Raw genomic sequence first — 12,581 nt, 5'->3', positions numbered from 1 at the left:
CGCTAGAGCAACGGGGCGTCCAGGTCGCAGAAGCTGTGGCACACCCGATCGCGGACGATCACATCGGTGGTCTCGGGATCGAACCACCGGTCGACGACAGCCCAGTGCACGGGGTGCATCAGATAGGGGCCCATCAGTCCGTCGACGTCGGTGAATTCCTGTTCGAACACATGGGTCCACCCGGTGGTGCCGACCGCGTCGTCCACCCGACTGAGTTGCCATGCCGCGATCGTCGGGACGTAGAGCGGCATCATCGCCAACTCGCGTTCGAACTCGGCGACTGTCGCAGCGTCGGCCTCGGGTGAAACGCGCAGCAGCAGAGCCCGGTACACGGTACCGACTGAGCTACGCACCGCGCTGCCGCGGTATGTGGCGCCGTTGACACGGGAGATGGCAGGGTCGGACAGCGCGGCGTCGAAATCAGTTCCGGCCGCTGCCTGTGGGTCGTCGAATCGGAGGTGGACCAGGATGTCTCCACCGTTACGTGACCCCGGCAGGGTTGGGGCGACCACGCTTCGGGTGGCTCCGCTACGCGCCGCAGCGGCCTGCAGCTCGGTCAGGATCCGGTCGCGGTCGGATTCCGCCACGTCGATCAGCCGCGTCACTCCGACCGTGGAGGTGGCGGGCGCATCGGACGGCGCGCTGCCGGCGGTGGGCGAGCCCTCGACAGCCTCGACGGCGCCCGCGACGCTGCGGGTGCGGTCGACGATGAGATCGCCCACGCCGTCCCACCATTGAGCGATTGTCGGATCCGGCCGGCCCTGCCAGGTCATCTGCCACCACGCCAGCGGGCTGGGTAGGACCCACGTGATGGTGACGACGTTGGTGCGGTCGGGAAACCAGATGGGCGGGCTCACGAGCACGTCACGCAGGGTCATTCCGCGCTCGCGCGCGCCGGGGGCGTAACCGGTGAGGTAGGCGTCGATGAAGTCGCGGGCGCAGCCTGCAGCAGTGGTCACCCGGTCGACGACGAAGACCTCACTCATGGCGCGAGGTTACGGCGGTCCCGGGCGTTGCCGCGGCGGCGTTCCCGGCTGCCGGGAGCTCCCGTTGACCGTCAATGCAGCCGGGGCGATGGTGGTTCGATGAGTGATCCGTTCAGTCCTGCCCAGCTGGGACCGGTGACGCTACGTAACCGGGTCATCAAAGCTGCTACCTCGGAGGGCCGGTCACCCGACGGTCAGGTGACCGACGACCTCATAGCCTTTCATCGCAGCTTCGCCGAGGGCGGTGTCGGCATGACGACCGTGGCGTACTGCTGTGTGTCACCCCAGGCGGCGAGCGCGCCAGGGCAGATCGTGATGAGCGCGGCCGCGTTGCCGGGCCTGCGGAGGCTCACCGCCGCGGTGCACGACGCCGGCGCGGCGATCTCGGCGCAACTCGGCCACGCCGGAGTGGTGGCGCCCCGCAAGCTCACCGGAGTGACTGCCGTGGCGCCCAGCAGATACGTCAACCCGACGTCGATGGCGTATTGCCGTGCCATCACCGTCGAGGAGATCCGCACCGTCATCGCGCAATTCGGCACGGCCGCCCAGGTAGCCGTGGATGCGGGCTTCGATGCGGTGGAGTTGCACTTCGGGCATCTGTATCTGCCCAGCTCCTTTCTCAGTCCGTTGATCAACCGGCGAAAAGACGGCTACGGCGGATCGATCGACAATCGCTCACGGTTGGTGCGCGAGATCGCCGCGCACGTTCGTACGGTCGTGGGGGATCAGATCGCTGTGATCGCCAAGCTCGACATGGATGACGGAGTGCCCGGCAGTATCTGGATCGACGAGGCGCTGCGTACCGCGCAACTGCTCGACACCGACGCCATCCTCGATGCGCTGGAGTTGACGCAGGGATCGTCGGTCTACAAGCCGATGTACCTCTTCCGGGGGGATGCGCCGGTGAAGGAGTTCGCGAGGGTGATGCCGCCACTGCTGCGTCCGGCGATACGGCTGGTGGGCAAGCGGGCGATGGGCGACTATCCCTACCACGATCTCTACATGCTCGATGCGGCACGCCAATTCGTGCCGCTGATGAACAACACGAAGCTGATCCTGCTGGGCGGGATCACCGAACGCGCCCACCTGCAGACCGGCATGGCGGAGGGATTCGACTTCTTCGCCATCGGGCGGGCGCTGCTGCGCGAACCCGACCGCGTGAAGACGATGATGGCCGAGCCGGCGTCACGCAGCCGCTGCAACCACAACAACAAGTGCATGGTCACCGTGTTCGAGCGGACGCACTGCGTGCTCGACCCGGACCAGCGTTACGGACCGGTGGCGTCGGGGGAGGGCGCGCCGGAGACGGCGTCGCTACCGGTCGAGCACCTGTCTTAAGGCCTGGCTGGCCTCGCGGCGGGCCTCGTGGGCGATGTCGAGCATCGGCATCGTCATGAAACCGTGGATGCCACCCTCGTACAGGCAACGGGTCACTGGCACGCCCGCCGCCGACAACGCGTCGGCGTAGGCGACGCCCTCGTCGCGCAGCGGGTCGTGCCCGGCGAGCACCACCACCGCCGGCGGAAGGTCTACGAGGTCGGCACCCAGGGGACTCGCATAAGGGTGGGAGCGATCGTCGACGGTTGGCACGTATTGATCCCAGTACCACTGCAGGGCGGGGCGAGGGTTGTAGTACCCGGTTCCGAACGCCCGGTAGGAGGGCGTGTCGAAGTCGGCCGCGATCACTGGATAGAGCAGCAGCTGGGCCGCCAGGTCCGGGCCCCGGCGGTCACGGGCCATCAGCGCGGTCACCGCGGCGAGGTTGCCTCCGGCGCTGTCACCGCCGACGGCCACGCGGGCGGGGTCGGCGCCGAAGTCGGCGGCGTGGTCGACCGCCCACTCGACAGCGGTGTACAGATCTTCGGCGGCCGTCGGCCAACGGTGCTCGGGTGCCAGCCGGTAGTCGACCGAAATCACCACCGCGTCAACAAGGTTGGCCACGTTGCGGCAGAGCCCGTCGTGACTCTCGAGATCGCAGAACACGAACCCGCCGCCGTGGGCGTAGACCAGAAGCGGTAACGGTTGCGGAGCGTCGGGGCGGTAGACCCGGACAGCGACAGTGCCCCCGTCGACGGCGATGTCATGGTTCTCCACCACGGCAACCGGCTCGGGTGCCGGGTTGGCGACGAACCGGGCACTGATGGTGGCGCGCGCCTGGGCGCCGGTCATCTCGTGCACGGGTGGGAACCCTGAATCGAGTGCCTCGATGATGGAAGCGACCTGCGGGTCGAGCGTCACGCCGGCAGTAGGGTCGCGTGACGCGCCTTCATGGGCCGGGGCGCGGGCCCGCCCCGCAACGGGCGAAGCGGCTGCAGCGTGGGTGCGACGCGGTCGGGCCCGTCTTCGGCGTTGCGCCAGATGCCCATCGCGGTCATGCGCACCGGCGCCGCCATGCGATGGTCGAAGGTCATCCGCGAGATCGGACCACACACCGACACCGCGGCCACCGCCTGACCGGCAGGGCCGATCGGCGCGGCCACGCATCCGAAGCCGGGCAGGGATTCCTCGCGCTCCACAGCGATCCCATGGGCACGCACACGGGCCAGTTCGGCATTCCACTGGGCGGCGTTGGCGATGGAGTAGCGGGTCTTGCGGGTCGACAGATCGACGAGGGCATTCTCGTTGTCGGCGAGGATCGCCTTTCCGACGGCCGTACAGTGCGCCGGTTGACGTCCCCCGACGCGCGTCGGGATGGCGGCAGCCATCTGGTCGCCGATCTTCTCCAGGTACACCACGTCCGAGCCGTCGAGCACGGCGAGGTGCACCACCAGTCCGGTGGCCCGATGCAGGTCGCGCAACAGTGGGATCGCGGCACGGTGGATGCGGTCCTGATGCAGCGCCAGCGAGCCCAATTCGACCAGTCGCATGCCCAGTTCGTAGTCACGGCCGTCGCGACGCAGCCAGCGCAGTGCAACCAGGCGCTCGAGCATGCGGTGGGCGGAGGAGCGGGGAAGCCCGGTGCGGCGCACGATCTGCGCCAGGGTGAGGCGCCCGGGTCCGTCGAAGGCGTCGAGAACCAGCGAGATGCGGTCGATGACCGCGCTGGGGGTTTCCGTCATCTTGTCGACAGCCTTCTCGACCGCAACCGTCACGATGTCCTCCTCCGTCCGAGGCGCATGCCGTAGAGGCATATGCCTATTAGTCATATGCCTCTTTGTAGCACACTGGTGTGGGCGCTGTCACACAAAACAGGTGACGCCGCGTGTCGATCGCGGAGTGCACGCGGACAGCTGCTGACCGGGGGAGGTGGCCCCACGTGTGACGCCGATGCGTCGTCGAACGGCGAGTGCCGGAGGTCAGACGCGCGCGGCGGCGCGTCCGGCGCGGCGTCCGTAGAAGCTGCCGTCGCCCAGCGAGACGCCGCTGGCATAGCCCCAGGCCGCCAGTCCGGCGCTGCAGCGACCGGCGGCGAAGAGTCCGGGGATCGGATCTCCGCTGACGTGCAGGACTTCGGCATCGAGTGTGGTGTGTAGTCCACCGAGGGTGAACCCGCCCGTGGACTCGCGCAGGTCGATCGCGGCAATGGGCGATCCGAGCGGCCGGAGCCACCGCGGCTTCTTGTGAAGCAGCGGATCGAGGCCCTCGGCCGCGCCGTCGTTGTAGGCGGTGATGGTGGATTGCAGTGAGTCAGTCGGCAAATCGATCTCGGCCTCGAGCTCGGCGACCGTTTCGCACACCCAGGTCGGTGGGCGCATCATCAGCTGCGGCGAGGGGGACGCCATCGCGTCGGCCTGCGCGGTCTCATCGAGGATCAGGTAGGCGGTGTTGTTCTGGTGGTACAGGGTGAGCTGGCCGACCCGGCCGGGGTAGGTGTCTTCGGCGACGAAGCGCTGGCCTCGTTCGTTGACCAGGACGCCGCGTACCAGTTGCTGCGGATCGACGAACAGCGCCACCTCCGTGGCGTCCATGTGCGCGAGGTCTGCGCCGAGCGCCTGGGCCATCCTGATCGCGCGTCCGTCGTGTTGTTCGATCGGGGCGGCCGGCCTGCCTGCGATGCGTGGCGCATACCGTGCCACCATGTCGTCGTTGTAGGCGAAGCTCCCAGTCGCCAGCACCACGCCGCGCCGGGCGCGGATGTCGATCGTCGTGCCGTAGCGGCGGGCCCGAACACCGACCACGCGGCCGTCGGATTCGACGATCAGCGCCTGCACGCGCACGTCGTACAACGCCCGGGCCCCTGCGGCGGTGGCTGTCTCGACGAGGCCCTTCATCAGCATGAAGCCGGCGCTGGATTCCCCTTGCTTCTTGTTCTGCATCTGCGGCACGTGGCCGCGCGGCGCGGGGTCGGCGATCGTGTTGAAGGGGTGGGAATTCTCTCCGCCGCTGTACATCAGCCCTTCATCGCCCAGGGGCTCCCAGCCGGGCTGATCGAAGAACTCGGCCTTGAAAGGCACGCCGCAGCCGGTCAGCCATTCGAAGTGGGCGACACTGCCTTCGCAATAGTCGGCGATCCGGTGCTCGTCGGCGCCCGGGCCCATGGCGGCATTGAGGTACGCGGCCATGTTGTCCGCGGAATCAGAGAAGCCGCAGGCGTTTTGGATCGGGGTCCCGCCACCGAGGTAGATAAATCCACCGGCCATCGCCGCCGCCCCACCCCAGGATCCACTGCGCTCGAGCACCAGGACCTCGGCGCCCGCGCGGGCGGCCTCCACAGCGGCTGCCGCGCCCGCGACGCCGTATCCGGCGATCACGACGTCGGCCTGGTGGTGCCACGAGGTGACGGCCGCAGCGGGGATCGGAACGACGAATCGATCGCCGACGCCGCCGAGTGTCACGGGCGCATGGCCGCGGGCAGGTCGGACACCCACTGGTGACCCCAGTAGCTGTCGGCGGTGATCTCTTCGGCGGTGTAGTGCTCCTCGTCGACGAGCATGCCCTCGGTGCCGAACTCGATGTCCCAGTCGCCGGGGGCGCGCACGTAGAACGACACCATCTTGTCGTTGGTGTGCCGTCCCAGCGTCGACGACAGCTGGAATCCTTCGGCGTTGACCCGGTCGAGTGCTTGACCGACGGCGTCGAGGGTGTCGACCTCGACCATCAGGTGGATCAGGCCAGGGTCGCGCAGCGTTTGTGCGGGGCAGATCGCCAGGCTGTGGTGGCGCTGATTCACTCCCATGAACCGCACGCGCACGGGTCCGAACTCCGGAGGTACCGGGACGCGGAAGGCGCCGCGGGATTTGAAGTCGAGCACCTCGGTGTAGAACTCGAACAGTCCGTTGACGTCGAGGGCAGGCAGGACGACGTGGCCCAGCCCCTGCCCGCCGGTGACGAAGCGGGCTCCGTGGGGAGTGACGACGGGGGAGTGGTCGAGTACCGCGCCGTGGAACACCTCGAGCGAGGTGCCCGCCGGGTCCTCGAACGCGATGACCTCCTCGACGCGTCGCGCGTCGGCTTCCTCCAACGAGAGCTGCTTGTAGGGCACGCCTGCGCCGTCGAGGGTCGCTTTGACCTGTTCGAGATCGGCGTGGTCGCGGACCTCCCATCCGACGGTGACGATCTTGTCGACGTCACCGGGGATGACGATGATGCGCGCCGCGCGTTCGTCCATCCTTAGGTACAGGGCGGAGGAGTCCGGACCGTGTCCGCGGGCGAAACCGAGGACGTCGTAGGCGAAGTGGCGCCACCGGTCGATATCGGTAGCCGCCACGGTGACGTAGCCGAGGCTCTTGATTAGTCCCACGGTTGGGTCCTCCCTAGATCATGGCCCGCAGCGGACCCTGCGGGTCGACGCCGAGGGAACTCAGTGCCGACGCGTGATAGACGGTGCCGGGGACATGAATGGCGTGTGCCTGTCCGACGTGTACGTCACGCCAATACCGTTGCAGCGGCTTGTCCATGCGGGCGGCGTTACCGCCGCAGCGCGCGAAGATCTCGTCGACTGCTGACACGGCGCGCCACACCGCGCGAACCTGGGTGCGCCGCCCTGCGGCACGCTCCTCGAAGGACACCTCACGACCGGAGTCGACCATGTCGTAGATGCGGTCGGCGTTGGCCAACAGTTCCTGGCGGGCGGCGTTGATGTCGGCGGCAGCCTCGCCGATGGCGTACATGACGTAGGGATCGTCCTTGATCGCCACGCCGCTGGAGTTGACGCGCTGACGTTGATAGTCGAGTGCGGCGGCCAGCGCGCCCTCTGCGATGCCGATGGTCGCCGCGCTGATGCCCAGGGGGAACATCGTCGACCACGGCATGAGGTAGAGCGTCTCGGTCATCCCGGCTTCGCGTTGGGCCGTGCCGTCCATCACCTTCATCGCGTCCATCGTTCGATACGCCGGCACGAAAGCGTCTTTGACGATGACGTCCTTGGAGCCGGTGCCGCGCAGTCCGACCACATTCCACGAGTCGTCGACGATCTCGTAGTCCGCGCGCGGCAGGATCATGTGCAGCATCTGCGGGGGCATCAGCGGCTTGCCCTCGGCGTCACCGAGCATGGCGCCCAAAAAGATCCAGTCGCAGTGGTCGGTGCCGGAACTGAACTGCCAACGACCGTTGAAGATGTAGCCGCCCTCGACCGGCGTGGCGACGCCTTGCGGAGCGTACGGTGAGGCGACCCACGTGTCGACGTCGTCTGCCCAGATCTCGGCAGCCACCCGCGGATCGGCATAGGCCAACTGGTAAGGGTGCACGCCCACCACACCGTTGATCCAGCCGGCCGACGGGTCCAATGCCGCCGTGGCCATGACGGTCTCCGCGAACTCGCGTGGATGCACCTGCAGGCCGCCGTGTTCGGTGGGCTGCAGCAGGCGGATGTTGCCCGCCGACTTCATCATCTTGACCGTCTCGTCGGTGAGCTTGCCGATCTTCTCGGCTTCTGCGCCCTGGGTGCGCATCTGCTCGGCGTATTCGCTCAACCGGTCGATTACCCGCTCAGTCATGTCGTGGTCCTCTTCGTCGCTGGCTGTCAGTAATGGTGTACCTCCGCGTCAGACGCGGTGGTTGGTTTTCCCGGTCAGCGGAAGCCCCGCAGAGCGAATTCAGAATTCGACGTGAAGGTCGTCGGTGATTGGCCGGGCTTGGCAGCCGAGGATCAGTCCCTCGGCGATGTCGTCAGGTTCGAGGATGTCGCTGGTGGCCATGTCGACCTCACCGCGCACCAACGTCGCCGCGCACGACCCGCACTGGCCCTCCCGGCACGAGAAGGGCACCTCCAGGCCGGCGGCCAGCATGGTCTCGACGAGCGTGGCGCGCCGCGGCCATCGCAACTGATGGGCCTGACCATCGAGGTCGACGCGCACGGTGGCGGCGTCGGCATCGTCGGCGAGCGCCGCCGCGGTGCCGGCATCGTCGGTGAACGGGTCACCGGAGAGCGACTGGAAGACCTCGAGGTGGATCCGCTCGCGCGGTACCCCGGCCTCACTCAAGGATTCCTTGACCACGGCCATGAACGGGGCCGGACCGCAGATGAACGATTCGACGGCGGTCGATCCGCCGAACACGGTGCGGACGAAACCACTCATCTGTGCGCAGGTGGGAAGTCCCTGTAGCGACTCCAGCCAGTGCAGCACGGTCAAGCGGCCGGCATAGCGGGCGGCCAGGTCACGCAACTCCGCGGCGAAGATCACCGAGGCGTCGTCGCGGTTGGAATAGCACAGCACCACCCGTCCGCTGCCGGCGAACAGCACCGACTTGAGGATGGACATCACCGGGGTGATGCCGCTGCCTGCGGCCCACAGCAGGAAATCTGCGTCGAGGTCTGCCGGGGTGAACACCCCCGCCGGGGGGAGCACCTCGAGGTGGTCTCCAGCGGAGACGTTGTCGCACAACCAGTTCGAGGCGTATCCGTCGACGGTGCGTTTCACGGTCAGCTTCGGGGCCGCATCGGTGTGCGGGGAACTGGCCAACGAGTAGCAGCGGGCCACCGATCCGGTCTTATCGCTGGGCACCCGGACCGTCAGGAATTGTCCGGGCCGGTAGGCGAACACGTCGCGTTCGCCGTCGGGGATGTCGAACACCAGCGATCGGGCGTCGGCGCTCTCGTCGATGACCTCGGCCACCCGGACCACCACCCCAGGGCCCGCGCCGACGATCTCGGTGTCGGTTTCGAGGTCGGTCATGGGCGCTGATCCTGGCGGTCGTCGCGGCCCTCGCCAACCCGTTCGGTCCGATGGCCGGGAGATCGGGTCATGGCGTCCGGTGACCGGGAGATCCAACGGGCAGCGCATCGAAGAGGGCCTACCGTTCGGCGCGTGAGCAGTGGATCGAACGCACGCGAGGCCGCCGCGGTGGTGGACGCGGTTGTGGTCGGCGCCGGATTCGGCGGCCTGTACGCCTTGCACAAGTTTCGCGAGCAGGGCCTGTCGGTGCGGGTCTTCGAAGCCGCCCCCGACGTCGGCGGCACCTGGTACTACAACCGCTACCCCGGCGCGCGCTGCGACGTCGAAAGCGTCGACTACTGCTACTCGTTCTCCGATGACCTGCAACAGCGCTGGACGTGGTCGGAGAAGTACGCCACCCAACGCGAGATCCTCGCCTACATCAACTGGGTGGCCGACGAACTCGACCTGCGGCGCGACATCACTTTCGACACCCGTGTCACGGGTGCGGCACTCGACGAATCCACACTGAGGTGGACGGTGCGCACCGACACCGGTGAAGTGATCGATGCCCGGTTCGTCGTGATGGCCACCGGACCGCTGTCGGCCGCGATGACGCCGGACTTCCCCGGGCTGGACACCTTCGGCGGCCAGATCTACCATACCGCCCACTGGCCGCACGACGACGTCGACTTCACAGGTAAGCGCGTCGCGGTCATCGGTACCGGATCCTCGGGTATCCAGTCGATCCCCATCATCGCCGAGCAGGCCGAGCACCTCTACGTGTTCCAGCGCACCCCCAACTACAGTGTGCCGGCCGGCAATCGACCACTCAGTAGCGACGAGGTCGCCGACATCAAAGCGAACTACGCGGAGCGCCGACACATGTCCTGGCGCAGCGGCGGCGGCTCACCGCATGTCGCTCATCCGAAGCTGACCATGGAGGCCACCCCCGAGGAGCGCCGCGCCGCCTTCGAAAAGCGTTGGGAACTCGGCGGCGTGCTGTTCTCCAAGACCTTCAGCGACCAGATGATCTCGTTGGAGGCCAACGAAGAAGCCCGAAAGTTCTACGAGGAGAAGATTCGCGCCGTCATCGACGACCCCGACGTCGCCGAACTGCTCATCCCCACCGACCATCCGATCGGAACGAAGCGGATCTGCACCGACACCAACTACTTCCAGACCTTCAACCGTGCCGACGTCACTCTGGTGAGCGTCCGTGAGACGCCGATCCAGTCGATCGACCGGACCGGCATCAGCACCTCGGAGAAGCACTACTACATCGACGCGCTGGTGCTGGCAACCGGTTTCGACGCGCTGACCGGCACGCTGGCGAAGGTCGACATCACCGGCCGCGAAGGACAGAAGTTGGTCGACGACTGGTCTGCCGGGCCGCGGACCTATCTGGGCTTGGGCACCGACGGGTTCCCCAACCTGTTCCTGGTGTCCGGACCGGGGGCGCCCGCCGTGCTGGCCAACATGGTGCTGCACGCGGAAGCACACGTGAACTGGATCGCCGAGGCCATCGCCTACCTCGACGACCGGGGGTACGCCGCCATCGAACCGACCGCCGAAGCCGTCGAGAACTGGATCGCCGAATGCGCGCAGCGCGCCGAGGCGACGCTGTTCACCCAGGCCAATTCCTGGTACATGGGCGCCAACGTGCCGGGTAAACCCCGGCAGTTCATGCTCTTCATCGGCGGGTTCGGCACCTATCTCGACATCTGCAACGAGGTGGCTGCGGCGGGATACAAGGGATTCGAACTCCTCAAGGTGCCGTGATCTGTGGCCGTCGGCATAACGGGACGGAGGTTCCGCATTGGGAGTCCATGTAGTCACCGGTGCAGCGTCAGGGATGGGATACGCGGCCGCGCAACGACTGCGGAACGATGGGCACCGGGTGATCACCGTCGATCGCCACGAAGCCGACATCACCGCCGACCTGTCCACCTCCCACGGGCGCGCACACGCCACGGAGGCGGTGTTGGCCGCCTCTGACGGACACCTCGATGGCGCGGTGATGGCCGCCGGGGTCGGGCCACGCCCCGGGCGGGGGAGTGCGGAAAACATCCTGTCGGTCAACTACTTCGGTGTCGTCGAACTCGCACAGGCCTGGCGACCAGCTTTAGCTTCTGCGGGATCAGCCAAGGTCGTTGTCGTGGGCAGCAATTCGGCGACGACGATGCCGATGGTGCCCGGTCGCGCCGTGCGCGCCCTCCTGCGCGGCGACCTTCCCGGCGCCCTGCGGGTTGTCCGGATGTTCGGCTCGGCCGCGCCGGCGATGGCATATGGCGCTTCGAAGATCGCCGTGGCACGCTGGGTCCGCCGGACGGCGGTGCAGCCGATGTGGGCGGGTGCCGGGATCCGGCTCAACGCGATCGCGCCCGGGGCCATCAACACTCCGTTGCTGGGTGAACAGCTCTCCTCACCGCGGCAGGCCAAAGCCGTCAAGAACTTTCCGGTGCCCGTCGGCGGCTTCGGAGATCCCGACCACATCGCGGCCTGGATACACTTCATGCTCTCCGACGCGGCCGACTTCCTCTGTGGCAGTGTCATCTTCGTCGACGGCGGATCTGATGCGTACTTCCGCGCCGACCACTGGCCCCGCCGTGTTCCCATCAGGGCGATCCCGCGGTACCTGTATCGGATGGCAGCATTCTCGACGGCAACGCGTCACCAAGACCGCTGAGAACGTCACCACCGCGACGCTGCGAGTGCACGGTTTCTGACACCACGTCGCGCGTTCTGCGTCAGAAACCGTGCGGTCGGTGGGTCAGGAGGTTGTGGCGGCGTCCATTTCGCGTTTGATCTCCAGTGCGATGTCGATGAGTTGGTCTTCCTGGCCGCCGATGAGCTTGCGTTGGCCGGCGCGGTGCAGCAGTTTGTGCGCGGGCACGCCGTAGCGCTCGGACTGGCGGATGGCGTGNTGAGTTGGTCTTCCTGGCCGCCGATGAGCTTGCGTTGGCCGGCGCGGTGCAGCAGTTTGTGCGCGGGCACGCCGTAGCGCTCGGACTGGCGGATGGCGTGTTTGAGGAAGCTGGAGTAGACGCCCGAGTAGCCCATGATCAGCGCGTTGCGGTCCAGCAGGCATTCGGCTGGCATCGCGGGCGCGACGACCTCTTCGGCGGCGTCGGCGATGTCGAAGAAATCGATACCGGTCTTGACCCCGATCTTGTCGAACACCCCGATCAGCGCCTCGACCGGCGCGTTCCCCGCTCCGGCGCCGAACCGGCGACACGACCCGTCGATCTGCTTGGCNAGAAATCGATCCCGGTCTTGACCCCGATCTTGTCGAACACCCCGATCAGCGCCTCGACCGGCGCGTTCCCCGCTCCGGCGCCGAACCGGCGACACGACCCGTCGATCTGCTTGGCGCCCGCCCGGACGGCCTCGATCGAGTTGGCCACCCCCAGACCGAGGTTCTCGTGGCCGTGGAAACCCACTTGGGCGTCGTCGCCGAGTTCGGCCACCAGCGCGCTGACTCGGTCGGCCACCCCTTCGAGCACCAGCGCACCCGCCGAATCCACCACGTACACGCACTGACAGCCCGCATCGGCCATGA

At 67.4% G+C, this 12,581-nt stretch carries 11 protein-coding genes and 2 pseudogenes; 3 read left to right on the top strand and 10 right to left on the bottom strand.

Going from position 1 to position 12,581, the window contains the following annotated elements; translation table 11 throughout:
• Positions 1 to 2: 2 nt before the first annotated feature.
• Entirely contained in the window at positions 3 to 605 is a 603-nt protein-coding gene (locus tag MCHLDSM_RS40180; RefSeq protein ID WP_048468981.1) for a Dabb family protein, read from the bottom strand.
• A 480-nt stretch (positions 606 to 1,085) separates the two neighbouring features.
• On the opposite strand from MCHLDSM_RS40180, the gene MCHLDSM_RS03185 reads away from it, so the two are divergent.
• The gene (locus MCHLDSM_RS03185) at positions 1,086 to 2,324 is read left to right on the top strand and encodes an NADH:flavin oxidoreductase (protein ID WP_048468842.1); all 1,239 of its coding nucleotides are present in this window, start codon (positions 1,086 to 1,088) and stop codon (positions 2,322 to 2,324) included.
• On the opposite strand, the gene MCHLDSM_RS03180 is transcribed toward MCHLDSM_RS03185, so the two are convergent.
• The 6 genes from MCHLDSM_RS03180 to MCHLDSM_RS03155 form a co-directional block, all read right to left on the bottom strand.
• Positions 2,301 to 3,224: a LipP1 family hormone-sensitive lipase gene (locus tag MCHLDSM_RS03180; protein WP_048468841.1), complete on the bottom strand. Its 924-nt coding sequence runs from the start codon at positions 3,222 to 3,224 to the stop codon at positions 2,301 to 2,303. The genes MCHLDSM_RS03185 and MCHLDSM_RS03180 overlap by 24 nt on opposite strands.
• Positions 3,221 to 4,045, bottom strand: a complete 825-nt coding sequence (locus MCHLDSM_RS03175) for an IclR family transcriptional regulator (RefSeq protein WP_048468980.1) — start codon at positions 4,043 to 4,045, stop codon at positions 3,221 to 3,223. Before MCHLDSM_RS03175 ends, MCHLDSM_RS03180 begins: the two co-directional genes overlap by 4 nt.
• A gap of 237 nt (positions 4,046 to 4,282) precedes the next feature.
• The gene (locus tag MCHLDSM_RS03170) at positions 4,283 to 5,761 is read right to left on the bottom strand and encodes an FAD-dependent oxidoreductase (RefSeq protein WP_048468979.1); all 1,479 of its coding nucleotides are present in this window, start codon (positions 5,759 to 5,761) and stop codon (positions 4,283 to 4,285) included.
• On the bottom strand, positions 5,758 to 6,666 hold the full coding sequence (gene bphC / locus MCHLDSM_RS03165) for a biphenyl-2,3-diol 1,2-dioxygenase (RefSeq protein WP_048468840.1): 909 nt from the start codon (positions 6,664 to 6,666) through the stop codon (positions 5,758 to 5,760). Before bphC ends, MCHLDSM_RS03170 begins: the two co-directional genes overlap by 4 nt.
• Before the next feature lie 13 nt (positions 6,667 to 6,679).
• Positions 6,680 to 7,861 (bottom strand): acyl-CoA dehydrogenase family protein, encoded by a 1,182-nt coding sequence (locus MCHLDSM_RS03160; protein WP_048468839.1) that lies wholly within the window; start codon positions 7,859 to 7,861, stop codon positions 6,680 to 6,682.
• Positions 7,862 to 7,960: 99 nt separating this feature from the next.
• A complete protein-coding gene (locus MCHLDSM_RS03155) occupies positions 7,961 to 9,040 on the bottom strand; it encodes a ferredoxin--NADP reductase (protein ID WP_048468838.1) in 1,080 nt (359 codons plus the stop codon).
• Between the two features lie 132 nt (positions 9,041 to 9,172).
• Here MCHLDSM_RS03155 and MCHLDSM_RS03150 point away from each other — a divergent pair, with 132 nt between their 5' ends.
• Both MCHLDSM_RS03150 and MCHLDSM_RS03145 read left to right on the top strand, forming a co-directional pair.
• Positions 9,173 to 10,801: a flavin-containing monooxygenase gene (locus tag MCHLDSM_RS03150; RefSeq protein ID WP_234713838.1), complete on the top strand. Its 1,629-nt coding sequence runs from the start codon at positions 9,173 to 9,175 to the stop codon at positions 10,799 to 10,801.
• Between the two features lie 37 nt (positions 10,802 to 10,838).
• Positions 10,839 to 11,708 carry an SDR family oxidoreductase gene (locus MCHLDSM_RS03145; protein ID WP_048468836.1) on the top strand — a complete coding sequence of 290 codons (870 nt, stop codon included), beginning with the start codon at positions 10,839 to 10,841 and terminating at the stop codon, positions 11,706 to 11,708.
• 84 nt (positions 11,709 to 11,792) lie between these two features.
• On the opposite strand, the gene MCHLDSM_RS36955 is transcribed toward MCHLDSM_RS03145, so the two are convergent.
• From MCHLDSM_RS36955 to MCHLDSM_RS03135, 3 genes and pseudogenes are all read right to left on the bottom strand, one after another.
• Positions 11,793 to 11,915, bottom strand: coding sequence for a 4-hydroxy-2-oxovalerate aldolase family protein (locus tag MCHLDSM_RS36955; protein ID WP_412178248.1), 123 nt, complete (start codon positions 11,913 to 11,915; stop codon positions 11,793 to 11,795).
• A gap of 31 nt (positions 11,916 to 11,946) precedes the next feature.
• Positions 11,947 to 12,277 (bottom strand): annotated as a pseudogene (locus tag MCHLDSM_RS03140) (4-hydroxy-2-oxovalerate aldolase); the annotation flags it as partial.
• 1 nt (position 12,278) lies between these two features.
• Positions 12,279 to 12,581 (bottom strand): annotated as a pseudogene (locus tag MCHLDSM_RS03135) (4-hydroxy-2-oxovalerate aldolase); the annotation flags it as partial.

Source organism: Mycolicibacterium chlorophenolicum (assembly GCF_001044235.1).
Lineage (GTDB): Bacteria > Actinomycetota > Actinomycetes > Mycobacteriales > Mycobacteriaceae > Mycobacterium > Mycobacterium chlorophenolicum.
Note: the sequence above shows the minus strand (reverse complement) of the source record. Positions and strands in the feature narration are given on the sequence as shown.

Coding starts and splice junctions, on each gene's coding strand:
- MCHLDSM_RS03185 (WP_048468842.1), top strand. CDS start 1,086: ATGAGTGATCCGTTCAGTCCTGCCCAGCTGGGACCGGTGACGCTACGT.
- MCHLDSM_RS03175 (WP_048468980.1), bottom strand. CDS start 4,045: ATGACGGAAACCCCCAGCGCGGTCATCGACCGCATCTCGCTGGTTCTC.
- MCHLDSM_RS03155 (WP_048468838.1), bottom strand. CDS start 9,040: ATGACCGACCTCGAAACCGACACCGAGATCGTCGGCGCGGGCCCTGGG.
- MCHLDSM_RS03160 (WP_048468839.1), bottom strand. CDS start 7,861: ATGACTGAGCGGGTAATCGACCGGTTGAGCGAATACGCCGAGCAGATG.